The 24370-nt window shown below is 67.7% G+C and carries 15 protein-coding genes; 6 read left to right on the forward strand and 9 right to left on the reverse strand.

What is annotated here, in order from left to right:
- Both V7E00_RS17445 and V7E00_RS17450 read left to right on the forward strand, forming a co-directional pair.
- A complete protein-coding gene (locus tag V7E00_RS17445) occupies positions 1–1059 on the forward strand; it encodes a sensor histidine kinase (RefSeq protein WP_333573925.1) in 1059 nt (352 codons plus the stop codon).
- The gene (locus V7E00_RS17450) at positions 1056–1667 is read left to right on the forward strand and encodes a response regulator transcription factor (protein ID WP_333573926.1); all 612 of its coding nucleotides are present in this window, start codon (positions 1056–1058) and stop codon (positions 1665–1667) included. The genes V7E00_RS17445 and V7E00_RS17450 overlap by 4 nt, the downstream gene beginning before the upstream one ends.
- Here V7E00_RS17450 and V7E00_RS17455 read toward each other — a convergent pair.
- Positions 1664–3100 (reverse strand): carboxylesterase/lipase family protein, encoded by a 1437-nt coding sequence (locus V7E00_RS17455; protein WP_333573927.1) that lies wholly within the window; start codon positions 3098–3100, stop codon positions 1664–1666. The two genes, V7E00_RS17450 and V7E00_RS17455, sit on opposite strands and share 4 nt — an antisense overlap.
- A 167-nt stretch (positions 3101–3267) precedes the next feature.
- On the opposite strand from V7E00_RS17455, the gene V7E00_RS17460 reads away from it, so the two are divergent.
- Positions 3268–4473: an alginate export family protein gene (locus V7E00_RS17460; RefSeq protein WP_333573928.1), complete on the forward strand. Its 1206-nt coding sequence runs from the start codon at positions 3268–3270 to the stop codon at positions 4471–4473.
- Positions 4474–4591: 118 nt separating this feature from the next.
- Positions 4592–6031, forward strand: a complete 1440-nt coding sequence (locus V7E00_RS17465) for an MFS transporter (RefSeq protein WP_443019216.1) — start codon at positions 4592–4594, stop codon at positions 6029–6031.
- Between the two features lie 835 nt (positions 6032–6866).
- On the opposite strand, the gene V7E00_RS17475 is transcribed toward V7E00_RS17465, so the two are convergent.
- Together V7E00_RS17475 and V7E00_RS17480 are read right to left on the reverse strand one after the other, a co-directional pair.
- Positions 6867–8021: a YdcF family protein gene (locus V7E00_RS17475; protein ID WP_333574158.1), complete on the reverse strand. Its 1155-nt coding sequence runs from the start codon at positions 8019–8021 to the stop codon at positions 6867–6869.
- Positions 8021–10522 carry a TonB-dependent receptor gene (locus tag V7E00_RS17480; RefSeq protein WP_333573930.1) on the reverse strand — a complete coding sequence of 834 codons (2502 nt, stop codon included), beginning with the start codon at positions 10520–10522 and terminating at the stop codon, positions 8021–8023. Before V7E00_RS17480 ends, V7E00_RS17475 begins: the two co-directional genes overlap by 1 nt.
- A gap of 135 nt (positions 10523–10657) precedes the next feature.
- Between V7E00_RS17480 and V7E00_RS17485 the strand changes: the two genes are divergently transcribed.
- A complete protein-coding gene (locus V7E00_RS17485; RefSeq protein WP_333573931.1) occupies positions 10658–11779 on the forward strand; it encodes an ROK family transcriptional regulator in 1122 nt (373 codons plus the stop codon).
- Positions 11780–11786: 7 nt separating this feature from the next.
- Here the strand turns inward: V7E00_RS17485 and V7E00_RS17490 are convergent, their stop codons facing one another.
- The 5 genes from V7E00_RS17490 to V7E00_RS17510 form a co-directional block, all read right to left on the reverse strand.
- Entirely contained in the window at positions 11787–14735 is a 2949-nt protein-coding gene (locus tag V7E00_RS17490) for a sensor histidine kinase (protein ID WP_333573932.1), read from the reverse strand.
- A 125-nt stretch (positions 14736–14860) separates the two neighbouring features.
- Positions 14861–15214: a response regulator gene (locus V7E00_RS17495; protein ID WP_333573933.1), complete on the reverse strand. Its 354-nt coding sequence runs from the start codon at positions 15212–15214 to the stop codon at positions 14861–14863.
- Complete coding sequence (locus tag V7E00_RS17500) at positions 15183–18629, reverse strand: CheR family methyltransferase (protein ID WP_333573934.1); 3447 nt, start codon at positions 18627–18629, stop codon at positions 15183–15185. Before V7E00_RS17500 ends, V7E00_RS17495 begins: the two co-directional genes overlap by 32 nt.
- A complete protein-coding gene (locus V7E00_RS17505; RefSeq protein ID WP_333573935.1) occupies positions 18626–19186 on the reverse strand; it encodes a PAS domain-containing protein in 561 nt (186 codons plus the stop codon). The genes V7E00_RS17500 and V7E00_RS17505 overlap by 4 nt, the downstream gene beginning before the upstream one ends.
- 135 nt (positions 19187–19321) lie before the next feature.
- The gene (locus V7E00_RS17510; RefSeq protein WP_333573936.1) at positions 19322–21217 is read right to left on the reverse strand and encodes an NPCBM/NEW2 domain-containing protein; all 1896 of its coding nucleotides are present in this window, start codon (positions 21215–21217) and stop codon (positions 19322–19324) included.
- A 114-nt stretch (positions 21218–21331) separates the two neighbouring features.
- Between V7E00_RS17510 and V7E00_RS17515 the strand changes: the two genes are divergently transcribed.
- Positions 21332–22858 (forward strand): tryptophan halogenase family protein, encoded by a 1527-nt coding sequence (locus V7E00_RS17515; protein WP_333573937.1) that lies wholly within the window; start codon positions 21332–21334, stop codon positions 22856–22858.
- Here the strand turns inward: V7E00_RS17515 and V7E00_RS17520 are convergent.
- Entirely contained in the window at positions 22855–24219 is a 1365-nt protein-coding gene (locus V7E00_RS17520; RefSeq protein ID WP_333573938.1) for a cation:proton antiporter, read from the reverse strand. The two genes, V7E00_RS17515 and V7E00_RS17520, sit on opposite strands and share 4 nt — an antisense overlap.
- Positions 24220–24370: the final 151 nt, after the last annotated feature.

Below are 24370 nucleotides of genomic sequence, written 5' to 3' on the forward strand. Positions count from 1 at the left end.
ATGCATCCCACGCAAGCCCGCTACCGCGGCACCCCCTGGCCCTGGCTCGTCTACCTGGTTTTCGTGCCGTTCCCCTGGCTGTGGGCGCGGCCCGGCCCGAACACGATCCTGGCAGCGGCCGTTGCAGTGGCGATCTTCCTGCCGGTCTATCTGCTCTCGTTTCGCCTGTCGGACCGGGCCATGCCGGTGGCCGCGGCGGCGATGGTGCTGATCAGCCTGGCGGTGTCGCCGCTGCCGCTGGGATGGACCACCTTCAGCATCTATGCCGCCGCGACGATCGCTCGCCTGCATTCGCGCAAACATGCCGCGATCGGAATCGTCGTCATTGCGCTGATTACGCTCGCGGCCGGTTTCCTGTCGCGCCAGCCGCTCGCATTTTGGGGGCCGAGCGTGTTGTTCATTGTCATGACGGGCGTGGTGACCATGTCGACCGTTGCCTTCTACGAACGGACGCAGGCGCTGCTCGCATCGCAGGAGGAAGTGCGGCGGCTCGCCGGCACCGCCGAGCGAGAGCGGATCACCCGCGACCTGCACGACGTGATCGGCCGCACGCTGACGCTGGTGGCGCTCAAGGCGGATCTGGCGGGCAGGCTGGTGACTCGCGATCCGGAGGTGGCACGCGGGGAACTGGCGGCCATCGCCGAAGCCGCGCGATCGGGTCTCGCCGAGGTGCGGGCCGCGTTGGCGGGGCAGGTGGGGGGCAGCCTGGCACATGAAACCTCCGCTTCGCTCGCGGCGCTGGAAACGGCGGGAATCGAACCGATCGTGATGGGCGATCCTGCCGCGGTGCCCGCCGATGCCGGCGCGGTGCTGGCGATGACGCTGCGCGAGGCCGTGACCAACGTGATCCGCCATGCCGGGGCACGCCGCTGCGCAATCGGCTTCGAGGCGGGCCCCGGGGATGCCCGGCTGGTGGTGGAGGACGACGGGGTCGGGGTCTCCTTCCGCGAGGGCAATGGACTGCGTGGCATGCGCCAGCGGCTGGTCGCGGCGGGCGGGCGGCTGGAACTGCAGGCGCTCCAGCCCGGCACGCGGCTCGAGGCGAGCGTTCCGGCATGAGCGCGATCCGCATCGTCATTGCCGAAGACCAGACGCTGGTGCTCGGGGCAATCGCCGCCTTGCTCGCGCTGGAGCCGGACTTCGCCATCGTCGGCCGGGCAAGCGACGGCGACGGGGCGCTCGCGCTGGTGCGCAGCCTCGAACCGGACGTCCTGCTCACCGATATCGAGATGCCGGGCCGCACCGGGCTCGACTGTGCGCAGATCCTCGCAGGGGAGAAGTCGCGGACGGCGGTCGTGATCGTCACGACCTTCGCACGTCCCGGCTATCTCGCCCGGGCGCGCGCCGCCGGGGTGCGCGGCTATCTGCTCAAGGACACGCCAGTCGACACGCTTGTCGCCGCAATCCGCACCGTCGCTGCCGGGGGCAAGGTGATCCCGCCCGAGCTCGCCGCCGTGGCATGGGAAGCCGGCAGCGATCCGCTCACCGATCGCGAGCGGGATGCGCTCCGGCTTGCGGAGGAAGGGCTGTCGAACAAGGACATCGCCCGCCGGCTGGGCCTGTCGCCGGGCACGGTTCGCAACTATCTTTCCGAGGCGGCGAGCAAGCTGGGCGCGGCCAACCGTATCGAGGCCGGCCGCACCGCCCGTGCGAACGGCTGGCTCTAGGGCTTGGCGGCGCGCGCCGCGTCGATCTCTGCACCCCAGGGATCGCGCCCCGCCACCGCCATGCCGTCGGCAGCAAAGTCGAGGATCACGTCGTCCTTGGTAGTGAAGCGCGGCCACGCCGGGAGCCCGGCGCCGTTCGGATCTCCCGTCTTGGCGAAGCGGACGAGATAGGCGCTGATCGTCTTGCCCATCTGCACGTCCCTGGCTGTGGTGGCCGCGCCGTACTTGATTGCCGCATTGTCGAAGAAGAACGGAATGTCGGTGGCATGGCCGGCGCCCGGCTTGCCGATCGAGTCCGCCACATAGGAGAAGCGGTACGCCCACACCGGCACCTTCTGCGCAGCGATACGCGCGCTGGCGTCGCGCGCGCCGGCAATCATGAAGCCGGTCGTGCCGCCCATGTCCGCGCTCGTCGCGCCGATCAGCATCGGAACATGCGCGAAACTGCCGCTGGCATAGGCCTTTTGCTGGTCGACGAGCAGCTTGCCGTCGAGCATCGGCCCGCCATAGGTGCGCGGGCCCGGCCTGGGCTGGAACAGCTCGATCATGCTGAGCCCGTCTGTCACCGCTTCCGCGCTCAGCGCGCGCAGCTTGTCCAGTGCATCGGGAGCGGCGGGATCGATGCCGTGGGCGCGGGCGAGATTCTCGCCGATCGCCTCGGCGTCGTGCAGCGTCGCGTTCTTGGCGGTCTCGCCATTGCCACCGGACATCACCACCGCCTTGTGGAACAGCCCGCGCGCCAGGGGGGAGGTGACCAGCGTGTGGACCGACATGCCGCCCGCACTTTCGCCGATGATCGTCACATTGGCGGGGTCGCCGCCAAAGGCCGCGATGTTCTGGCGCACCCATCGAAGCGCGGCGATCTGGTCCATGAAGTTGTAGTTGCCGAGCAGCCCGTGATCCGGATCTTGGCGGCTGAGCTGCGGGAGAGCAAAGCTGCCGAAGCGCCCGACCCGGTAGTTGAAACTGACGAACAGCACCCCCTGCTTCGCCATTGCCGCGCCGGCATAGGTCGGCGGCGATGAGCCCCCGTTCACGAAGCCGCCGCCATAGATCCACACCATCACCGGCAGCTTGCCCTTCGCCGCCGCCGCAGGTTTCCAGACGTTGAGGTAGAGGCAGTCCTCCGCGGGCGCGGTGCCGAGCGGTGCGGCGTCGCTGGGGAACGGCTTCTGCATGCAGTCATGGCTGTATTCGGTTGCCGGGCGGATGCCGCTCCACGCGGTTACCGGCTGCGGCGCGCGCCAGCGCAACGGGCCGACGGGCGGCGCGGCGAAGGGGATGCCCTTCCAGCTCGCGACGCCGTCCTCGACCATGCCCTGCACCTTGCCCGCCTGGGTGGCGACCACCGGGCCGCCGGCCTGCGCCATCGCTGCACCCGCCGGCAAACAGGCTGCCGCCCCGCAGATCAGTGCCGTTTTCCATGCCCGCATGTGTCCATCTCCCATCCGCTTATCCTTGCCCTGCTAGCCGGATTTGCCCTCGGCCGCTCTAGAATAGTGGCGAGGAACGGGCTTGGATCCCCGGGCCGGACAAACTTTGTAACTGGGAGCGGTGCGAGGGGAGGGGTAGCGCCGCCGTTTCGCGGAGAACGGAGCACATGCGTTTCTGGATTACCACTGCCGCAGCGCTGGCTGTCGCCGGCCCTGCCTGGGCACAGCAGATTGCCATCAAGCCCCTCGTGGAGGTCCGGGCCCGCTATGAACATCTTGATCAGGCCGAATTCGCGGACGCTGCGGACGCAGTAACGATCCGGGTGCGCGCCGGCATGGAGCTGAGCCATGGCCGTTTCGCGGCCCTGGGCGAGGCGCAGGGCAATCTTGCCGTCGTCGGCACCTATTATGACGGGCTACACGGCCTGCCCAACCGGCCGACGATCGGTGATCCGGAGAATGTCGCCATCTACCGCGCCCAGCTGCAATATCGCTCGGCGCCGCTCACCGTCACCGCCGGGCGCCAGCGGATCATGCTCGACGACGAACGCTTCGTCGGGGCTGCGCAGATCCGCAACAATGGCCAAACCTTCGACGCGGTGCGCACCGAGATCGTGCCGGTGAAGGGCGTGAAGCTCGACCTTACCTATGCCTGGGACGTGCGCACCATCTGGGGCACCGAGGGGCGGGGGGCACGCCAGCGCGGGGTGGGCGGCCACAACGTCTTCGCCAATCTCGGCGCGGCCACGCCCCTGGGCACGCTGACCGGCTTCGCCTATCTGGTCGACCAGGACGAAGCCGAGGTGCAGGGCTTCCGCCTGTCCAACCAGAGCTATGGCATACGACTGGCCGGCGCCCGTGCGATCGGCCCGCAGGCGAAGCTGCGTTACCAGCTGAGCTGGGCTCGCCAGTCGGACTATCATCATAACCCTACCCGCTATCAGGCGGATTATTGGCTGGCCGATGCGGCGCTGGACGTGCGCGGCTGGACGCTCAACGCTGGCTATGAGGTGCTGGGTGCCGATGGCGGGCAGGCGCTCACCAGTTTCCAGACCCCGCTCGGCAGCGTGTTCAAGTTCCAGGGCTGGGCCGACAAGCTGACGACCACCCCGCCCAACGGCGTGCGCGATTTCTATGCGGGCGGCGGCTATGGCTGGAAGAAGCTCGGCAAGATCGACGCGCTGTCGCTGCAGGCGGCGTGGCACCGCTACCAGAGCGATCGGCTGGACCAGCATTATGGCGACGAGTGGAACCTGCTCGCCACCGCCAAGCTGCGCAAGACGCAGATGTCGGTCCGCTATGCCCGCTACGAAGCGGACCGGTTCGCCACCGACACGAGTCGCTTCTGGTTGCAGCTGGACTGGGCCTATTGAGCCAGCTGCGACGGCACCGTCGCCAAACTGACATGGTTGCGGCATAGCAGCGGCGAGGATCCGGACTCCCACCGCACGAAAGACGCTGCCGATCGCCCGCATCGCTACAGAAGGCCGGATGCTCGCCTACGCATCGGGCAATTTCGGCAAGGCGCTGGTCTTCAGCGGGGCGGATCTGACGATCCTGTTCCTGTTGACCGACGTGCTGGGGCTGCGCGGCGATACCGCCGCCGGGGTGATGCTGTTTGCGGTGCTGGGCGACCTGGTGTTCGATCTGCTGGCGGCTCGGCTGGTGCTGCACTGGCGGGCGGCGGGTCGCGGCTATCGCTGGACCGTGGCCATTGCGGCGTTGCCGTGCGGCGCGGCCTTCGCACTGATCTATGCGATGCCCGTGCTCGGGCCGCATCGTGCCTGGACGCTGGCGCTGGCGATCCTCGTGTTTCGTGGCGCCTATGCGGTCGTCGACGTGCCGCACAACGCGATGATGGCGCAGGTCAGCCGTGACAGCCGTGCGCGAGGACGTGTTTCGGGATACCGGCTGTTCTTCAGCACCGCCAGCGCGCTCGCTATTGCTGGCATTCTCACGCCGCTGGTCCAGCAGGCAGGGCGCGCCCGTCACTTCGACGCGCTGGCAGCTACCGGCATCGGCGCGGGACTGGTCTTCGCGCTGACCATGCTGCTCTGTGCCGGCGTTTCCGGCTCCCGCGGCGGTGCCGTGCCGGCGCTGCGCGGAGACCGGATCGCCGTGCCGCTTCGCGATCCGATGGTCTTGGGCATGGGGGCGCTGGCGCTGCTCACCGGCTTCGCCATGCCCTGCTTCGGGCGCATGCTGATGTACCTCGGTACCTATGTGGTGGCGCGGCCGAGCGCGGTGACGCTGCTGCTTGCGGCGATGACCCTCGGCCAGTTCGGCGGGGTGCTCGGCTGGACCGCGCTCACGCACCGGATCGGCAAGAGCCGGCTGCTGGCTGCCGGTCATGGGGTGAGCGCGCTCGGCCTGGTGTTTTTCGGGCTTTGCACTGCCTGGCCCGCTGGGCAGATGGCCGGCGCGGCGCTGATCGGCTTCGGCTTCGCCAGCGTGTTCATGCTGCCCTGGGGGCTGCTCGCCGACGCGGTTGACGTAGTAGAGTGGCGACATGGCCGGCGGTACGAGACCGGGCTGTTCGCCTTCTACCTCGTCTTGGTAAAGGCCAGCGGCGCCGCATCCGCCGCGATGATCGGCTGGGTGCTGAACGGGCTCGGTTATGTTCCTGGCGCTGTCCAGGCCGGCAGCGTGCGCATCGGCATGCTGGGCCTTGGTCTGGGCATTCCGCTGGCCGGCGCACTGATGGCGATGCTCCTCCTGCGCCGCTTCACGCTCGACCATGGCCGCCATGCGGCGCTGCTCCGCGCGCTGGCGCGGCGTCAGGCGGGCGCGGAGCCGGTCTCGGGATCGAAGTGGGGATTGGAGAAGTCCAGCGGCGCGGGCGTCACCTTGACGGGGGGCGCAGCGCTTTCGGTCCAGGCGCGGCACAGCATGTCGCGCAGCATCGCTGCGCCTGCCGCCGTCCGCTCGTAGATCAGCGCCCGCACCTCCTTGTCGGCGGGATTGGTAAAGCCGTCGCGCTGTTCGAGCTGATAGACCCGCTCCATGCGGTCGCCCGACTGATCGAGAAAGCCGAGGACCGCGTCAAACATGTCGCCCTGCTGATGCGCAGGAGTGCCGATGCGCGGCGCGATGTCGGCCACGGTGAGCCCCATGGCATCAACGAAGCGGCTCTCGAACCGGCCATGGATGCTGCGATCGCGCGTGTAACCCTTGGGATTGGGCCCAAGCCAGCCATCGGAGTTGACGGAGTCGTGCAGCGGCTGCGCGCCGTCGCCGATATAGTGGCCGAGGCGAATTGCCTGGAAGGCGCATTGCTGCTCGGGGACCGAGGCATCGCCGCCGCTTGCCTGTGCGGCGCGGATCGCGCGCATGCACACGATCAGTCGCTCATAGGCTTCCATCGCCGCATAGGGCAGCGTGCCGGTCCAGCGGACATTGGTGCGCGCGGCGGCCGCGGGGTCGCTGCCCTTGATCGCCTCATGCTGCTTGTAGAGCGCGATGATGAAAGCATAGCGCGAGCGCGGGATCGGCTTCAGGAAGGCAAACTGCTCGCGGAACCAGCCATGGTTGGGATCTTCCTCGATCTTCGAGAAGCCTTCCGCGTCCCCGCGCCAGCTGTCCGGCAGCGTCGCGGACGCGGCGATATAGTCCGCGTAGCGGCGCAGGAAGGTCGGGCCACCCTCCGGGATCGCCTGGAGCGCCGCACGATCGATCACCGCATGTGCCGTGTGGCCCCATGCATGGGCGACGGCGGGAGCGAGCAGAAGGGCGGCGGTGAGGGCGAAGCGGCGCATCGCAGTTCCTTTCACGGGTCGAGCGGGTCGCGCGGGTCGACGCGTTCGGAGGCGGGGGAGGGGCGGAACACCAGCTCGGTCGGCGACACGCGGCGAACGACCTTGCCCGGCTGGTAGCCCAGCTCGGCGGCGTTGCGTTCGGCGAATTTCGCGCTTTCGATATAGGCGCTCTGGAAAGGGTTGCAGACGATCAGCGTCTCAGCATCCAGGGGCGCGCCGAGGCGCTTGAGCAGACGGCTCGCGTTGCGCAGATTGGTCGTGGTGTGCCGGGCATAAGGCTCGATCACGATTGCATCGGCAGGGATGCCATAGCGTTCGATCAGCGCCTTGCGCATCTCGTCGGCCTCGGTGAAGGGCGTCGCGCGCGGATGCGCCCGGCCGCCGGTGACGAGCAGGAAGGCGATGTCTCCCTGCGCGAAGCGGCGAGCGGCGAGCCGCAAATGATATTTGCCGAAGGGGCTCAGCGGCTCGCCTTCGATTTCGGGGCCGACGCCGGTGACGATCATCGCGGTGTAGCGGGTACGCGACCAGTCCAGCGCCTTTGCCCGCGCCATCGGTGCGGCATTGGCGCCGTCAGTCAGCGGTTCATGATCGACTGCATCGGTGCGGTTGCTGAGGTCGATCAGCGCCAGCGCATAGTCGATGCTGGGATCAAGACGCTGCGCCGATCCGGCGCGGGGTGTCTCGGTCAGCCAGTCAGCGGCCTGGAGCCGCGTCTGCTGGTCCTGCGGCGACACGGTGCCCGGGCCGTCGATGGCGGTGGCGGGCAGCGCCCCCAGTGCATAGGTGCGCACCACCACATTGATGCCGGCGATCTCGCGCCCTGCCTGGGCAGCGCGGCCGTCCTCGGCGGCGGGGAGGCCGTTCTCCGCAGCAAGCGCGCGGCGGAGCGCGTCGGCCTCGCGCTCGTTCCACACCAGTGCCTGGGCGCGGCAGGCCAAATCCGCCGCGCAGGCTGCGCGACGTTCCCGCCGCGCGCGCACCACGCTCTCCATCCCCGGTGCCCGGGCGATCCGTTCGAGCACCGCCGGGTTGTGCCCGGCGGCGTCGAGCAGCGGGAACAGCCGCGCCGACAGCGCCGCCATCTTCCCGTCGTCCGCCTCGGCCGAGGCCGGAACGGCGAGCGCCGTCACCGCGAGCGCGGCGGCGGAGAGCAGGGCGCGCATCACCAGCTGCGGCTGACGATAAGGCGGAAGTTGCGGCCGAACAGCGGGCGGCCGTAGATCGCCTGGCTGGTGCCCTGTCCGGCCAGCTGGTCGGTGCGGGTATTTCCTTCGGTCAGGCCGTGGGCGTTGAACAGATTGTCGCCGGCGACCTGGAGGTGCCACTGGCCGAGATCGATCGAGGCGCCGGCGCCGATCGTCTGGTAGCCCGGCATCGCGGTGCGGTTGAACAGGTCGACGTAGCGCCGGCCGACCCATTCATAGCGGCCGAAGATCGCAGCCTTGTAGCCGCCCACGGTGAAGTCGAAGCTCGGCCGCACGTTGCCGAAGAACTTCGCTTCGCGCACGATCTGGTTGCCGTTCACCGCGCTCGGGTCCGCGCCCGAATTGTTCTGGAGATTGGCATATTCCGGGTTTTGCCAGGTTACCGAGCCGTCGAGCGAGAACCAGCGAACTGGCACCACCCGGCCATCGACCTCGACGCCCTTCACGGTCGCCTCGCCGATGAAGGGAAGCGACTGGTCGTTGCGGCCGGTCACCGGGTTGAACGCCGCGAACGAGGCGTTGAACGGGTTGAACTTGGTGTAGAAGCCGGTGGCGTAGAGATAGTTCGGGCCGAAGCTCGCCTTGAGGCCGACCTCATACTGGCGCGCCTTGGTCTTGACGATGGTGGCGTTGATGCCCGTCACCACGCCGAGCTGCGGCGGAACCTCCAGATTGGAGATGCGGCCATAAGCGCCGAAATGGCCGTTCAGGTCGTAGTTGGCGCCGACCGTCCAGTTGGTGGCATTCGGCTTCAGGCGCTGATCGAGCACCTGGCCGGTAAAGGCGCGGGTGGTATCGTCGGCGAGGGTGGTCGTGTCGCCCAGATTGATCTGAGTGGTGGGCAGCGCGATGCCCTTGTAGCTGTAGCGCTCAGTACGGATGCCGGCGTCGATGCGCAGCCCGCGGGTGATGTCCCAGGTATCGTTCGCGTAGAAGGCGATCATCTGTGCGTCGCCCTCGCCCTTGTTGAGCGTGGTGGTGTAGCGCAGCACGCCGTTCTGCGTGACCGAACCGAGCACCTGGCCCGTCGCCGAATAGGCGAGCAGGTCCAGCGTCCGCGGCTGGCTGCGCACCTCGATCAGCATGTCCTGATAGGCCTGCAGCAGCGTGTTGCCGTAGAAGGCGCCGTACACGCCCAGGCGCACGTCGTGGCTGCCGATGCCGGTTTCGAACTTGCGGGTGACGCTCAGGTCGCCCTGCACCGAGTAGAAGTCCGATTCCGAGGCGCGATACTGGCCGGACATGACCAGACCCGACGCGGTAGCGGGATCATAGACCGAAGCGCCGCTCGTGCCCGCGAAGGCATAGCCGAGCCGCGCCACATTCGCGCCGAAGGCCGTGCGGGCGGCGGTCAGGTAGCCGGCCGCGAATGTCGCCGCGTCTGCGGGATTGGTCGTCGAGTAGAAGGCATCGAAGCTCGACTTGCCCTTGGTTCCGCCGACCTTGGCGGACACCTGCCAGCCGTCGAAGTCCGCGTCATAATCGACTGCCGCGTTGAAGAAACGCATGTGGCGGCCGTTGGAAAGGTCGCGGGTCATGCTCTGCAGCGCGCCGGCGCCGTCGCGATACTTGATGTTGACGTTGCGCAGCGAGGGCGAGTTCAGCGTGCCCTCGAAATAATCGATGTAGTTGTTGAGCGAGACCGAGGGGTTGCGCGGGTCGGCGGTCGGAATCGGCAGATAGAAGACGTTGTGGTCGTTGACGTATTCGGCCGAGATCTTGACCGTGCCGTTGCTCAGCTGGTGCTTGATGTTGGCGCGGATCTGGCCGCCCTTGTCACTGGGGAAGCCGGCATAGCGATAGCCGTCATGCTGGCGGAGGAAGCCACCGATCGCGAACGTGGTGCTGTCGCTGATCGGCCCCGACTGCATGGCGTCGAGCCGGTAGAGACCGGTGTCGCCCAGGGTCACCTGCGCCTTGCCGCGCGCCTGCTGGCCCCCCGTGACGGTGATGTTGTTGGCGATGGCGGCCGCGCTGCTGGCATAGATCGGGGCCGGGCCGCCGCGCACGATCTCGACTCGCTCGGTCATGAGATCGTAGCGGTTCATGCCTTCGCCGGAGTTGAAGAAGACGCCGTCGATTTCGTGATAGAGCGGCAGGCCATCCTGCTGGAAGATGAGATAGCCGCGATCGGTGGGAATGCCGCGCACGCGGGTGATGTTCTGCACCTCGCCGCCGGTCGCCTCGACCTGGATGCCGGGAACGGTGCCGAGCAGATCGGCGAAGCTCTTCGGCGCGATCTTCTGGACGTCGGCCTGGCCAAGCGAGTTGATCGCGTAGGAAACGTCGAAGCGGCGCTGCGCGCGTGCCGAGCCGGTGATGATGATGTCGCTGCCGGCATCCTCGTCCGCCTGGGCTGCATCGGCGGCGGGCGGTTCGCTCTGCTGCGCAACGGCGGGCGCGGCCAGCAGGGCGACGGCGTTCGCCGCACAGCTTGCGGCGAAATGGTGCTTCTTCATCGGATCGTTTCCCCCGGGGATTCTGAACGTGCCAGGCCGATGCGGGGCATGGATGACAGATTTATTTATTTCTGGGGAAATTAATCGTGAAGTCGGGCTGAGCCTGCTATTTCGCTACCGAAGATGAGACATCCGGTGATCCCTCTGCTCGACGAAGAGAAGCGCCTGCTCTGGCAGTTGCGGACCCGTGGGCCGCAAGCACGATCAGCGCTGGCCGAGACGCTGCAGATCAGCAACGGCGCGGTCTCCAAGTTGACCAAGGCGCTGATCACGCAGGGGCTGGTGGAGGAACTGCCTGCCGAGGCGCTGGCAGGGCGGGGACGCCCCACGGTACCGCTGCGGATCTCCCCTGCCGGCGGCTATGCCGTCGGCGTGGCGATTTATGCCGGCCTGCTGGAAATCGCGCTGGTCGATTATGCCGGAGGCGTGGTGTCGCTGACCTCGGAAAAGATGGTGCCGACCGATCCGCACGACTTCGCGCGCCATGTCGATCGCCGCATCCACGATCTCGCCATCGAGCACCGCCTGCTCGGCAGCCGGCTCTATGGCGTCGGTTTCAGTGTGCCAGGTCCCGCGCTGTCGGCCGACGGGAACCGCTGGCACGTGGTCCGCAACCTGCCGGGATGGAAGGACGCGCCGCTACGCACGATTTTCGAGGATACGCTGCGGCTGCCGATCTGGATGGAGAATGACGCGACCGCGGCGGCGCTGGCGGAATATTATCTGGGAGGGTTGATTCGGCGCTGCACTACCGCCGTGGTGATCCTGCTCGGGCACGGCGTGGGTGCCGGAATCGTCCATGAAGGCCGGCTGATGCGCGGAGAATCGGGCGGGGCCGGGGAGATCGGCATGTTCTATCCGGGCGATCGTCCCCGCCCGACGACGCTGGACCTGATCGCGACGCTGCAGGCGGCCGGCTGCAGGGTGGAATCGCTCGCGGACTTCGCCGACGCGATTGTGGGCCACGAGTCCACCATCGATGCCTGGCTGGAGCGCGCGGCAGACCAGCTGCTCCAGACGATCAACTCGGCGCTCGCCTGGTTCGATCCAGGCGCGATCCGGCTGATGAGCCCGTTGCCCGCCGCCATCATGCGCGGCTTGTCGGATCGGCTGAACCGCCGCGCGATTACCTGGGGCGATCACGTCGCAGCACGAACTTGGGGGCGATACGCGATCGAGATTTCCGAGCTGGGCGGCGCAGGGTCCGCGCTGGGCGCGGCGCTGCTGCCGATCCACGCCTCGGTTGCGCGCGTGTGACCGGCGCCTAGGCGTAGGCGGCCCTGCCGGGGACGCGGATCTCCAGCCGCGTGCCGCCCGCGCGATCGGCGGCGATGGCAAAGCGTCCGCCGAGGCGTTCCGCCCGCTCGCGCATGCCGATCAGGCCGTAACGCCCCGCCGCCGCGGCGCCCAGGCGATCCGCCGGGATGCCGCGCCCGTCATCCCGCACCATCAGGCGGAACTGTCCGCGCCCGTAGCGCAGCTGAAGGCGCAGCCGGCTGGCATCCGCGTGTCGCACCGCATTCGCTGCCGCCTCGCGAACGATCGCGGCGATTTCCTCGGCCACCGGTGCGCATAGCGGGCGGATCCGGCCGACCTCTTCGATGTCGAGCTGCAGGGCGCCCTGGAGGATCGGGGCGAGCTCGGCCGCCAACCGAGGGCGCAACGCGACCGGCCCGGTGGTTTCGCGCAGCGCGCGCACCCGCTCGCGACCCTCGAGCAGCACGTCGTCCGCCCGATCCAGTGCACCCTCCAGCAGGCGTCGCGCGTCATTCTCGGGCGGCAGCTGCTCGACCGCCGACTGGAAGTGCAGCATCAGCCCTTGGAAACCCTGGAGCAACGTGTCGTGCAGCTCACGCGCGATGCGAAGGCGTTCCTCCAGCTGCGCCTGGACCCCGACCCGGGCGCGCGCAACGACGACGGCCAGGCGGCGCCGGATCATCAGCCACAGCAGCAGTGCCGCGGCGACCGCGCACGCCAGCGCGAACCACCAGGTCTGGTAGAAGCGCGGGGCGATGCGCAGCACGAGCGTCGCTCCCTGCGTGTTCCACAGCCCGTCGTTGTTCGCCGCGATGACATGGAAGCGATAGCTGCCCGGCGCCAGATTGGTGTAGAGCGCTTCGCGGCGGTCCTGCACATCGTTCCAGTCCTTGTCCGCGCCTTCCAGGCGATAGCGGAATCGGTTCGCTTGCGGATCGGTGAGGCTGAGCGCGGTATAGTCGATCACCAGCTGGTCGGTGCCGGCAGGAAGGTCGACGCGGCCGCTGCTCACATCCCAGCTGCTTGCGTTGGCGGTAACACCCCGGATGACAACGGGCGGCGCAAGGCCGTTCCGGGCAATGTCGGCAACGTCGATACAGGCAAGGCCCCGGTTCGTCGCGAACCACAGCCGGCCCGTGGCGTCTTCGGCGATGTCGCTCCCCAGCATCACGTTGAGGTTGGAGCGCGCGCGAAAATCCTCGTAATAGCCGAAACGCTCGATCGGCAGCGGCGTGCCCGGCCGGGCGAAGGCGGCGTCGAGTGCCGCGCGCGAGACCCGCAGGATGCCGTTGCTTCCGATCAGCCAGATCTGGTTGTCGGCGGTCGGGCGGATCCCCATGATGCCGGTGAGGAACGGATAATCGCGGGCAGTGAGCTGGGCGAGCTGTCGCCCGTCCCAACGGGCAAGCCCGGCTTCGCCGCCGACGAGAAGGCGTTTCCCGTCCACCTGCAGGCTGGTCGAGGCGCCGATCCTCTGTGCCTCGCGCGGCCAGAGCAGCACCTCTCGCCCGCCGCGGTACAGGCGAAGGCCCCCGCTGGCGCGGCCTACGATCAGCCCATCCCCGAACGGGAGCAGCTTGCTTACCGTGCCGGTGCGCAGGCCACCCTCGCCGGGAGCGGGAACAAGGCGGTTGCCGGATAGCCGGTAGACCTTGTCCATTCCGGACCAGAAATCGCCCTGCCCATCGAGCGCACACACCACCGACAGCGGATCGCCGACCTTGACGACACGCTGCAGCCGGCCCCTGTCCAGCTCGAGAAGGAAGTTGCCGATCAGGCTGAAGGTGAGCAGGCGGCGATCATCGCCACAAAGTACGCCGATCGACTGTTTGGCGAACACCAGCTCGGGTGCGGCGGTGCCCGCTCCGATGCGATAGACGCCGGCGAGCCCGGCAATGAACAGCGCATTGCCGTCGGCACTCCGCACGAACCCGGTCACCAGGGCGTCGTTGGACGCGATGCGGAGAATATTGCTGGCGGAGAAGCGATCCAGCCCCGACTCCGTGCCGATCCACACATTGCCCTCGCGGTCCTGCGCCATGGCGACGGTGAGCGAGGAGGTGAGGCCCTGGGAGGCGCCGAGATGCTCGGCGCGCGCGCCGCGACGTTCGTCAAGCGAGAAGCGGGCAAGGCCCTCGTCCAGTCCCGTCACCCACAGCTTGTTGCCGCGATCGAACCGCATGCCGCGGCGCACATAGGGCGTGTTGGCGCTGCCCAGCGGTAGGGTCGCACCCGTCCCGTCGATCCGGCGCAGACCGGTGTTGTCTCCGATCCAGATCCGTCCCTGCCGATCCTCGGCCAGCGCTGCGCTGCTGGCGGCGCGGACCGGCAGCCGCTCGAACCGCGCCGCGCCCGGGCGCATCACCAGCACGGCGGGCGGCGAGGAGACGTAGATGCTGCCATCGGTGGCGGCCAGAAGCGGCCCCATCGGCCCGCCGGCAAAGCCTTGCGCCGCGCCGATCTTCGTCCAGCCCCGGTTCCGGAGGCGCGACAGCTGGAACTCGCCGCGGCTGTCGGCACTGACCCAGATCGAGCCGTCGCGCGCCTCGACGATCGCGTCGACCCCGCCGCTCGGTTTCCAAGGGTTGGCGTCGCGAAGCTTTCCGCCGCGCAGAACCGCAATGCCGCCATAGTCAAAGCCGACCCACAGGTCGCCGTTTCGGGCGGCGAGCAGCGCGGTAATCTGCAGCGAGCGTCGGCGGTTGTCCTGCAGGGGAGTCACGCGCTCGAAGCGAATGCCGTCGAACCGGTACAGCCCGGTCGCGGTGCCGAGCCACAGAAAGCCGTCCCGGCCTTGCACGATCGCGCGAATGTTGGAGGGCGCCCCGTCGCGTAGCGTCCAGCGGGTGTGCCGCAGTTCGGCGAGCGGCCGATCCGCCGCCGCGGCTCGGGCACCGCCCGAAAGCAGCAGCGAAGCGCAGATGCCGAGCACGAGAAGGCGGAGCCCACTCTGCAACGCCGATGCTGTTCCCGCGATACGATCGCCAACCCTGCCCATCCGCTTGCGGTAGACGAGCTGGCTCGCACTTGCACTAGGGCGCCCACCCCGCCCGCTGCCATGGCGGGCACGCCACCACGCGATCAGCGCCCGAACACGGTCTCCACCGCAGCGCGCAACGCGCTCGGCGAGCAGGGCTTGGAGCACACCAGCGCCTGCGGATAGCGGCCCCGGAGCGACGTGGCGTCTGCATGGCCCGAATGGAAGATGATCGGCACGCCAGCGTCGCGCAGCACGTCCGCGGCGGGGAATACCTCGCCATCGGTCAGTCGCACGTCGAGGATCGCGCATCCCGGGAGATGGTTCGCCACTGCCTGCAGCGCCTCGGCAACCGAGACATAGGGGCCATCCACCGCAAAGCCGGCTTCTTCCACCACGTCCTGAACATCCAGCGCCACGAACAGCTCATCCTCGATGAGCATCACCGTCTTCGTCATTCGCAAGCACTTTCGCAGGCAGATGGATTTGGATGGCGAAGACATGGTCCTCCGCCGATCGGGTGACCGTTACGCCAAGCTGGCGTGACGAGGTTTGTACCAGAATCGTGCCGAAGCCGGTGCCCGACTCCACCGAAACGGGCCGATCTCCCGTCTCGCGCCAGTCGAGCCGTACGCCGTCGGGCACGGCTTGCCAGACCACGGAGAGTTCCCCGTCGCCTGCACCAAGTGCCCCGTATTTGACCGCGTTCGTCGCCCATTCGTGCAGCATCAACGCAAAGGGCGACAAACAGGTCCGATGAATCTTCACGCTTGGGCCGTCAATTTCGATCGTGGCATGGTCCCGATATGGTGCAAGCGTCGCCTCCACCAGATCGGCAAGCTCGATCGATTGCACCGCACCCGCAGGCGCCGCGAGCGAATGGGCGCGTCCGAGCGCCGCGATCCGCTCGCGCATGTCGTTGGCGAAGCGGGTCACGTCTTGATGGCTGCGCGCGCCGGCGGAGATCATCCCGCTGACGATCGCGAAGAGGTTCTTCACGCGGTGGTTCATCTCGCGCAGCATCAGCTCGCGCGTTTCCGCCAGCGCATATTCGGGCGTGACGTCGATCGAAACGCCGACCAGCCGGCGCGGCCCGGCACCCTCCACCAGGCGACCGAACGTCTTGATCCGGCGAACCTCCTCGCCGTCGAGGATGCGGTAGCTGATCTCGAGATCGCCGCCTTCGGCGATCACCTGCGCCAGTTCCAGGTCGAAGGTCGGGCGGTCCTCTGGATGCAGCCGATCGAGCCGCGCCTCGGGATCGTCGAGGGGGACGCTGGTGGGGATGCCGAGCACATGGCGCGCATGATCGTCGACCACGGTCTCGCCGGTATCGACGCGATACTCCCACACCGCGATGCCGCCCGCGCGGATCGCCATGTCGAGCCGCTCGCGTTCGGCCGCCAGCGCGCGTTCGAGCGAAAGCGCATCGGTGATGTCGGTCAGCACCAGCGTGGCGCCGTCGGTCGTGCCGTTCTGCGCGCGATAGGGCAGGGTGCGCATCGAAAGGGTGCGGCTGCCGTCCTGGGTGCTCACCCGGCGCTGGAGGGGGTCCGCGCCGGCGATCACCGCCCGCGCATCGGCCAGATAGTCGTGGCCTGCCAGCCGGCTGGCAACGTCGGCAAGGGGGCGGCCGCGATCGCTCGGCTGCAGCGGAAACAGTGCGGTTGCCGCTTCGGTGAAGCTGCGGATGCGCAGCTCGGCATCGAGCACCACCACGGCGAGATCGGTTGATTCAAAGAAGTTGCGGAGATCCGAATTGGCGACGGTGAGCTGATCCACCTTGCTCTTCAGCTCGTCGTTGACGGTGGAAAGCTCCTCGTTGGTCGACTGGAGCTCCTCGTTCATCGACATCATTTCTTCGTTGGAGCTCTTCAGCTCCTCGTTCGCGGTCTCCAGTTCCTCGACGGTGGTGCGCAGGCGGTGGCGCGTGACGCGAAGCTCGTCCTCGAGCGCATCGAGATGGTCGTCGCCTGCATCGAGTTCGGCAGCGTCCTCGTCGAGCGCGGGGCGGAACGGCGCTGTCTCGCGAAACACGAACAGCAGCGTGCCATCGGGCAGCGGATCGCACACCACGTCAATCGCCTGGGCGCCATATTCGGATTCGACCGTTACGTCGCGCGCCACCACCCGCTTGCGCTGGTCGCGCCCGGCGCGGAGCAGCGGCCCCAGCACGTTGCGAAGACCGGGGCGGGCGAGGCCGATCGCGCTCGATCCGCCCGTGCGCGTGACGGGGAAATCGAAATAGCGGCCGAGCCGGCCATAGGCGGCGATGATCACGCCCTCCTGATCGAGCACCATGCTGGCAGGCGCATAGCGATCAATCAGCCTCCGGACCGCCGCGGTCTCTTCGGCGCCCACGCGGCCCGACTGGCGCTCGTGCCGTTCCTCGCGCGGGCTGCGTGCGCGGGCGCTGCCCGGCAGGTCAATCGGGTAGTTGGGCGCGCCCGGCGAGCGCTGGAAGATCCGCGCCTGATGGTCGATTGCAGGGAAGAGGTGCTCGAACCGCCCGATCGTCTCCGAAGGGCCGAGAAACAGATAGCCCTCCGGCCGGATCGCGTAATGGAGCAGCGGCATGACCGATTGCTGCAGGCGATCGTCGAAATAGATCAGCAGGTTGCGGCAGGATACCAGGTCAATCCGCGAGAAAGGCGGATCCTTGACCAGGCTGTGGTTGGAGAAGCGGATCATGTCGCGGATCTGCGGCACGATCTGGAAGCGCTCGCTGTGGGGCAGCGTGTAGCGCTCGCGCATCGCCGGCGGCAGGTCGATCAGCGCCGATGCCGGGTAGACACCGTTGCGCGCGATCTGGAGCATCTGCTCGTCGATGTCTGTTGCGAAGATCTGCACACCGGTGGACGGCAGGGCCAGCTTGCGCGCAGCCTCGGCGAACAGCATCGCCATGCTATAGGCTTCCTCGCCCGAGGAGCAGCCCGGGATCCAGACGCGGATGTCCTCCTCGCCGGTCCAGCTGCGCATCAGCGGCTCGATCACTTGGGTGCGCAGCCGGTCGAACAGGTCGGCATCGCGGAAGAAACGCGTAACGTTGATCAGCAGGTCGCGAAACAGCGCCTCGCATTCGTCCGTGTCGGTCTTGGCACGGGCGAGATAGGCGCGACCACTCGTCATGCCGAGGACATGCATCCGCCGCTCGATCCGGCGTACGAGCGTGGTGCGCTTGTAGCCGGAAAAGTCGTGGCCGACGGCGGTGCGTAGCACCTTGCACAACTCGTCGACATGGTCGGCGACCAGGGAAGCCTCTTGCTGCTGCTCGCCGCCGCCGGTGCGGTGGAAAAACGCCTGCAGGCAATCGAGCATCTGGCGCGGCGCCTTGACGAAGTCGACGAGGCCGGTGCCCACCGCCGAGAGCGGCATGCCGTCGTACCGGGCGCTTTCGGGCTCCTGCACCAGGCAGACGCCGCCATGTTCCTTCACCGCACGCAGGCCGATCGTGCCGTCGGCGCCGGTGCCCGAGAGAATCACACACGCGGCGTTGCCCTGCTGGTCGGCCGCGAGCGAGAGGAAGAAGTCGTCGATCGGGCGGCGCAAGCCCCGCGGCTGGGCGAAATCGGTCAGCTCCAGCCTGCCGCCGCGGATCACCAGGCCGTGGCCCGGGGGGATGATATAGACCTTGTCCGCCTCGATCTGCTCGCCGCCTTCGCACTGGAGCACTTCCAGGCTGGTCTGGCGGTCGAGCAGCTGCGCCAGCATGCTTTCATGGTTCGGGTCGAGGTGCTGGACGATCACGAAAGCCATGCCGGTAGGCGCCTGCGCAGGCGCGAGCATTTCGCGCAGCGCTTCCAGCCCGCCGGCGGAGGCGCCGATCCCCACCACCGGCAGCGTGGCGGCTTTCGCGTCGAACGGCGCGTTCACAGGAAGCTGCTCGTGTCGAGGTCGGACAGCGTCATCTTCGCCTGCGCGATCGTCGCTGCGGTGTTCGCGATGGTAATCAGCGTCCCCTCGACTGCGATCCCGCTGTCCGCCACCACGGAGCCAAGGCGGGCGATCGTGTGTCCAAGCGCCGCGTCATAATCGGTCAGCCGCTCGGGCTGGGTGCGGCTGACGTCGAACTGCGAGGCGAAGATATACCGCGCCTCGCCGGTGAGCGCGCGCAGCTTGGACATGTAGAGCAGGTTGACGAACGGCGTGCCGTCCTTGCGGAAATTCACGATTGCGGTGCGGACGCTGGTCTGGGCATCGTCGCCGAGAAAGGCGTGGATGCGGGTGCGCGCCTCGCTATTTTCACTCTTTCGCTGAAGGAAGCGGCAGTTCTGGCCGACGATCTCGCTCGATGCATAGCCGGTCAGGTCGCGGAAGCGCTGGTTGGTGAGCAGCAGCGAATGATCGCCCGCCGCTTCGCCAAGCGAGAGCGCGACCGGCGAACTCTCGAAATAGTCGCGGAGCGCCGGGGGAAGGTCATCCGGGATCATGTCTGCTGAAGCCTCATTGGGGAAGCAGAACGACCTGTCCCGGAAACTGATCCACGATAGGCGGGATCCCGGGGCGAGACAAGTCGAGTCCAACGACGCGCAGCAGCTTAGTAGTTGATTTCGCTATCGTTCCAATCAGCGATGGAAGGCAGCGTCGCCCCACACGAGCGGCAGCTTCTCGTTGACCGCCCCGGTCGATCGCGCGACAAGCTCGACCAGCTTCACGCCGCTGACATCAACGGTGAGGGGCAGCGCCGCGGCACCTCGCCGCACCGGCTTGCTGGTGCCGAGCAGGCGCCGGTCGCCATAGATCTGGAAGGTGACGCGGCGCGTCGGATCGGTGGCCGAGTCATCGACGCCGACCGAAACCGTGAATTGGCGGTAGCCGGCATTGCGCACCTCGAGCCGCGAATTGGCAAGCACGCCAAGCCCCGCTGTGAAATGCTTGCCCGCGACTGCGAGTTCGCGTCCATAGGGCGTGGCGTCGGCCTGCGCGCCGCCCCAGCCCGCGTAGAGCGGCCGCTGCCCGGCGCCGCGCGTGCCGCTCCACGCAACGACAGCCCGATGGATCGTCGGATCGGCCATCGGTGCGGTCACGCCGTCCACGGCGGGGTTCACGCTGCCGGGCAACTCCGAGAGATAGAAGCCGTCGGCGAGTAGCCGCGTGCCCTTGGCGCGAAACACCAGCGTCTCGTGGGGCGCGAGCTTGAACGCCGCTTCCCTCCGGAAGCTGGACTCGGCTCCACGCCACAAGTCGGTTAATGCAATGGGCGCATCGTCGCGCAGTTTCAGATGCTGCGCGGTGAGGGTCGCCTCCATCGGCGCGGCGGTTCGGTTGAACAGCGCGACGGCCTTGTCCCCGTCCGCCAGCGTCTTGACGAGGATCTGGAAATCGTCGCTGTCGAAGGCGAGGACTGCCTGATTGCCGGCAGGATCCTGGTCGATCGCGATCAGCGCCGCATTGCCGAAGATATCCATCAGCGCCTGCGGCGTGGTGCGCAGGTCTGCGCCGATCAGCAGCGGCGCCGATGCCATCGCCCAGAGCGCGAAGTGGGAGCGCGCCTCGGTGAGATGGTTCGCGTCGAATTCGCCCTTGCCGATGAACAGCATGTCGGGGTCGTTCCACGAGCCGGGATGCGCATAGAGCGGGCGTCGCGCCGCAGTATCGAAATTGGTGAGAAGGCGCGTCCAGTGCGGCGTGATGTCATCGCTGGTGCGGTAGATATTGCCCACGTCCTTCGCCCAGCTGCGCACGTCGGCCGATCCCCAGATGCACAGCGACAGGAGGTAGTCGCCATCGGGATCGGCGCGCACCAGCGCGGCCTTCACCTGCTCGAACATCGCCCGAACTGCCGGGATGTTCGAGCGGTTGACACTTTCCAGATCCAGGATGGGCGCAAGCGCGCGATAGCGGCCCGCACGGACCAGCGGGCTGTCCTCGCCATAGGCGCGCAGGCCGCAGCCGTCGATCTTGATGTAATCGAAGCCCCATTCGCCGAAATAGAGCGGGATGTCCCGCTCGATATGGCCGTAGAGCCCCACTTCGCGTTCGAGGACGCTGCCGCGGGGCAGGTTGGGCTCGTTGGGGCCATAGGCCTGGGCGCAGGTGTTGCGGCCGAGATCGGTGTAGATTCCCGCCTTCAGGCCCATTCCGTGCAGCCTTTCGGTCAACGGCTTGAACGAGGTCGCGCCGTCGGGCGTGCGGGCGGAGGGGAACTTGTCCACGCGGACCAGCATCCGGCCGTCGGCACGGCGATGGTCCCACCAGCCTTCGTCAAGGTTGATGTAGCGATATCCTTTCGCCGCGAGGCCGGTATCGACGATCTTCTGTGCCGAGGCGAGCACCTTCTCTTCATCGACATCCGTCGCGAAGGCGTTCCAGCTGTTCCAGCCCATCGGCGGAGTGGGCGCGCGGCCATCGGTGTTGGCGGACCAGCGTCCGGTGGGCGCAAGCGGATCGCGAGGCGCGGCCTGCACGCTCGCCGATGCAAGCAACAGCGCGGCCATGCCTGTGAACGTCCTGATCGCCATGCTGCTTCTCCCCGCGTTTATTTGTCCGACTAAGCGCAGCCTCGGGACGGACGCAAATGCTTTCGCGGGTCTACCACCATTGCCCGAATCCACGGCGCGGCCTAGCAAGAACCCATGAACCCCATGCGGCGGATCCTGATCCTGGGTGGCGGCACGGCGGGCTGGCTTACTGCCGCCTATCTCGCCCGCTATCTTGGCATCGCGCAGCAGCAGCGCTTCGCGATCACGCTGTTGGAATCACCTGCGCTGGGCATCGTCGGCGTAGGGGAAGGTGGTTTCCCGACGATCCGTGAGACGCTGCAGTTCCTCGGCATCGACGAGCGCAGCTTCGTGCGACGCGCAAGCGCCACCTTCAAGCAGGGCATCCGCTTCGACGACTGGCTGCATGCGCCGCGGCCGGACGGCACGCGGCACCAGTTCCTGCACCCGTTCGAGGCGCCTTTCCACACCGAGGGCGCGGGGCTGGTGCCCTATTGGCTGCTCCAACCCGAGGGGCGGCGGGCGCCGTTCGCCGAAGCGATGACGATCCAGAACCGGGTTGCCGCGCAGGGACGTGCGCCGAAGCGGGTGGAGGAGGCGGGGTTCGGCGGGCCGCTCACCTATGCCTATCACTTCGATGCGGTACGGCTGGCGCAGCTGCTGCGCGAGCGGGCGATCGAACTCGGCGTGACGCATCTGGAGGGGGAGGTCTTCTCGGCCCACACCGATGGCGAAGGTGCGATCGACCGGATCGATACGCGCGAGCATGGCAGCCTCACCGCCGATCTCTATGTCGACTGTTCGGGCTTCGACGCGGCGCTGATCGGGAAGGCGCTGGGCGCGCCCTTCACCTCGGTGCGCCACCAGCTGTTCACCGACCGCGCGCTTGCCTGCAAGCTGCCCTATGCCGATCCCGAAGCGCCGATCGCGACGACCACCGTCGCCGCAGCGCACGAAGGCGGCTGGACCTGGAACATCGGCCTGCAGCATGCCCGCGGGATCGGCTGCGTCTATTCCTCGGCGCATCTGGACGACGCCCGTGCGGCGGAGATCCTCGACGCGCATCTTGGCGGCGCTGCGCACGAAGCGCGGCTGATCCCCTTCGAGCCCGGCTATCGCCGCCAACCCTGGGTGAAGAACTGCGTGGCGGTAGGGCTTTCCGGCGGCTTCCTCGAACCGCTAGAGGCAACCGGCGTGGTGTTGATCGAAGCGGCGGCGGCGATGATCGCAGAGCTGTTTCCGCATGCCGGGCCAGTCGATGCGCCCGCCGCCCGCTTTAATGCGCTGATGACCGCGCGCTACGAGCGGATCGTCGACTTCCTCAAGCTTCATTACTGCCTCAGCCGCCGCGACGAGCCGTTCTGGCGGGACAATCGCGATCCGGCTTCGATCCCGGAGACGCTGCAGGCGCTGCTCGACCAATGGCGACACCGCCCGCCGAGCCGGTTCGACTTCCTGCTCGACGTGGAGAGTTTCGCCTTCTTCAACTATCAGTACATCCTGTACGGGATGGACTTCCGCACCGACCTCACCGCTGCACGGGAAGGGTTTCCGCATGCCGAGGCCGCCGCGCGTCAGTTCGCGCGCATCCGTAGCTTCGGCGCGCAGGCGGTGGCGGATCTGCCCGGTCATCGTGAGCTGATCCGCCAATTGGCCGGCTAGACGGTCGCCAGCTGCCCGTCGATTGCGTCGAGCTCGCCGCTCTCCCGCGCCTTGCGGCCGTAGACCGCCTCGAACAGCGGGGTCGCCATGACGGTGGTGATGATCGCCATCAGGACGAGCATCGAGAACAGCGTCGGGCCGATGATGCCCTTCTGCAGGCCGATGTTGATGATGATCAGCTCCATCAGTCCCCGCGAGTTCATCAGCGCACCGATGCCGAGCGCGGTGCGATTGTCCTCGCCGGCGATCCGCGCCGCCGCCCAGCAGGCACCGAACTTGGCGAGCACCGACACGGCCAGGATGCCCAGTGCGACGAGCAGCAGCGACGGCGAATTGACCATGTCCATCCGGGTGTTGAGCCCCGAATAAGTGAAGAACATCGGCAGCAGCAGCACGACGGCGAGCGGCTCCACCTTGCGCTTCAGCTCCTCTACGAACAGCCCGCGCGGCATGCAGACCCCCATCAGGAAGCCACCGAAGATCGCGTGGATGCCGATCGCGTCCATGAAGAAGGCGGACATGCAGAACAGCATCATCGTGACGGCAAGGATTGGCGTGGTCATCTCGCCGCGGGCCTCGACGATGCGGCCGAGGGGCGCGAGCAGGCGCCGGCCGAACAGCAGCATGAAGCTTGTGTAAACGGCCGCGCCACCGATCGCGAGCACCGCCACGCCCGGGCCTGCACCGAAGGTCGCCAGTACCAGGGCCAGCACGCACCAGGAGGCGGCGTCGTCGAATGCGCCGGCGGTCAGCGACAGCGTGCCGAGCGCGGAGTTGGCGAGGCCGCGCTCGTTGATGATGCGCGCCAGCATCGGAAAGGCGGTAAGCGCGATGCACGCGCCCATGAACAGCGTCGCGTTGGCCTGGCTGATGCCCGGCGTGAACAGCCCGGGCACGGTAAGCAGGCTGGGTGTGATCAGCGCCGCCAGCAGGAAGGGGGCGGCGATGCCGGCAGCTGAGACCCCTGCCGCGCTCTTCGCCTTGGACTGGAAATGGTCGAGCCGCAGCGTCAGCCCCACCATGAACATGTAGAGGCCCACGCCGAGCTGCGCGCCGGCATAGAGGACGTTGCGCGTTTCTTTGGGAAAGACCGCCAGCTGCAGGTCCGGGAAGAACAGGCCAAGCAGCGACGGCCCAAGCACAACGCCTGCGATCATCTCGCCCACTACCTGTGGCTGCTTCAGGAACTTCTGCCCGATCCACCCTACCACCCGGCAGGCGAACAGGATGATCGCCAGCTGCAGGAAGAAATGAATGCTGAAATCGCCAGGGGCATAGGTCTTGGCCGCGTGCACGGCCGGTCCGTGCGGGTTCAGGACGTCGGTAAGCGCGTGCCAGGCGCCGGTCAGCAGCTCGTTCATTCGGTCAGATCCCCTCGTGCGCCCGGCATCTGCTGCGCCGGCACGAGCCCCTAGGGAGACGGTCGCACAGCGCTCGGCAAGCGCGGATCGCAAGCCGGCATGCACTTTTCGGCGTGCGGCCGAGCGAGTGTTGCCGCGGCTCCACAAGCTA

It is taken from the genome of Sphingomonas sp. (assembly GCF_036731925.1).
Lineage (GTDB): Bacteria > Pseudomonadota > Alphaproteobacteria > Sphingomonadales > Sphingomonadaceae > Sphingomonas.

What these genes read in the sequence shown, in the direction of transcription:
- V7E00_RS17460 (WP_333573928.1), top strand. Translation starts at nt 3,268, where the DNA reads ATGCGTTTCTGGATTACCACTGCCGCAGCGCTGGCTGTCGCCGGCCCT.
- V7E00_RS17515 (WP_333573937.1), top strand. Translation starts at nt 21,332, where the DNA reads ATGAACCCCATGCGGCGGATCCTGATCCTGGGTGGCGGCACGGCGGGC.
- V7E00_RS17495 (WP_333573933.1), bottom strand. Translation starts at nt 15,214, where the DNA reads ATGACGAAGACGGTGATGCTCATCGAGGATGAGCTGTTCGTGGCGCTG.
- V7E00_RS17450 (WP_333573926.1), top strand. Translation starts at nt 1,056, where the DNA reads ATGAGCGCGATCCGCATCGTCATTGCCGAAGACCAGACGCTGGTGCTC.
- V7E00_RS17475 (WP_333574158.1), bottom strand. Translation starts at nt 8,021, where the DNA reads ATGCGCGCCCTGCTCTCCGCCGCCGCGCTCGCGGTGACGGCGCTCGCC.
- V7E00_RS17445 (WP_333573925.1), top strand. Translation starts at nt 1, where the DNA reads ATGCATCCCACGCAAGCCCGCTACCGCGGCACCCCCTGGCCCTGGCTC.
- V7E00_RS17505 (WP_333573935.1), bottom strand. Translation starts at nt 19,186, where the DNA reads ATGATCCCGGATGACCTTCCCCCGGCGCTCCGCGACTATTTCGAGAGT.
- V7E00_RS17510 (WP_333573936.1), bottom strand. Translation starts at nt 21,217, where the DNA reads ATGGCGATCAGGACGTTCACAGGCATGGCCGCGCTGTTGCTTGCATCG.
- V7E00_RS17465 (WP_443019216.1), top strand. Translation starts at nt 4,592, where the DNA reads ATGCTCGCCTACGCATCGGGCAATTTCGGCAAGGCGCTGGTCTTCAGC.
- V7E00_RS17520 (WP_333573938.1), bottom strand. Translation starts at nt 24,219, where the DNA reads ATGAACGAGCTGCTGACCGGCGCCTGGCACGCGCTTACCGACGTCCTG.
- V7E00_RS17480 (WP_333573930.1), bottom strand. Translation starts at nt 10,522, where the DNA reads ATGAAGAAGCACCATTTCGCCGCAAGCTGTGCGGCGAACGCCGTCGCC.
- V7E00_RS17455 (WP_333573927.1), bottom strand. Translation starts at nt 3,100, where the DNA reads ATGCGGGCATGGAAAACGGCACTGATCTGCGGGGCGGCAGCCTGTTTG.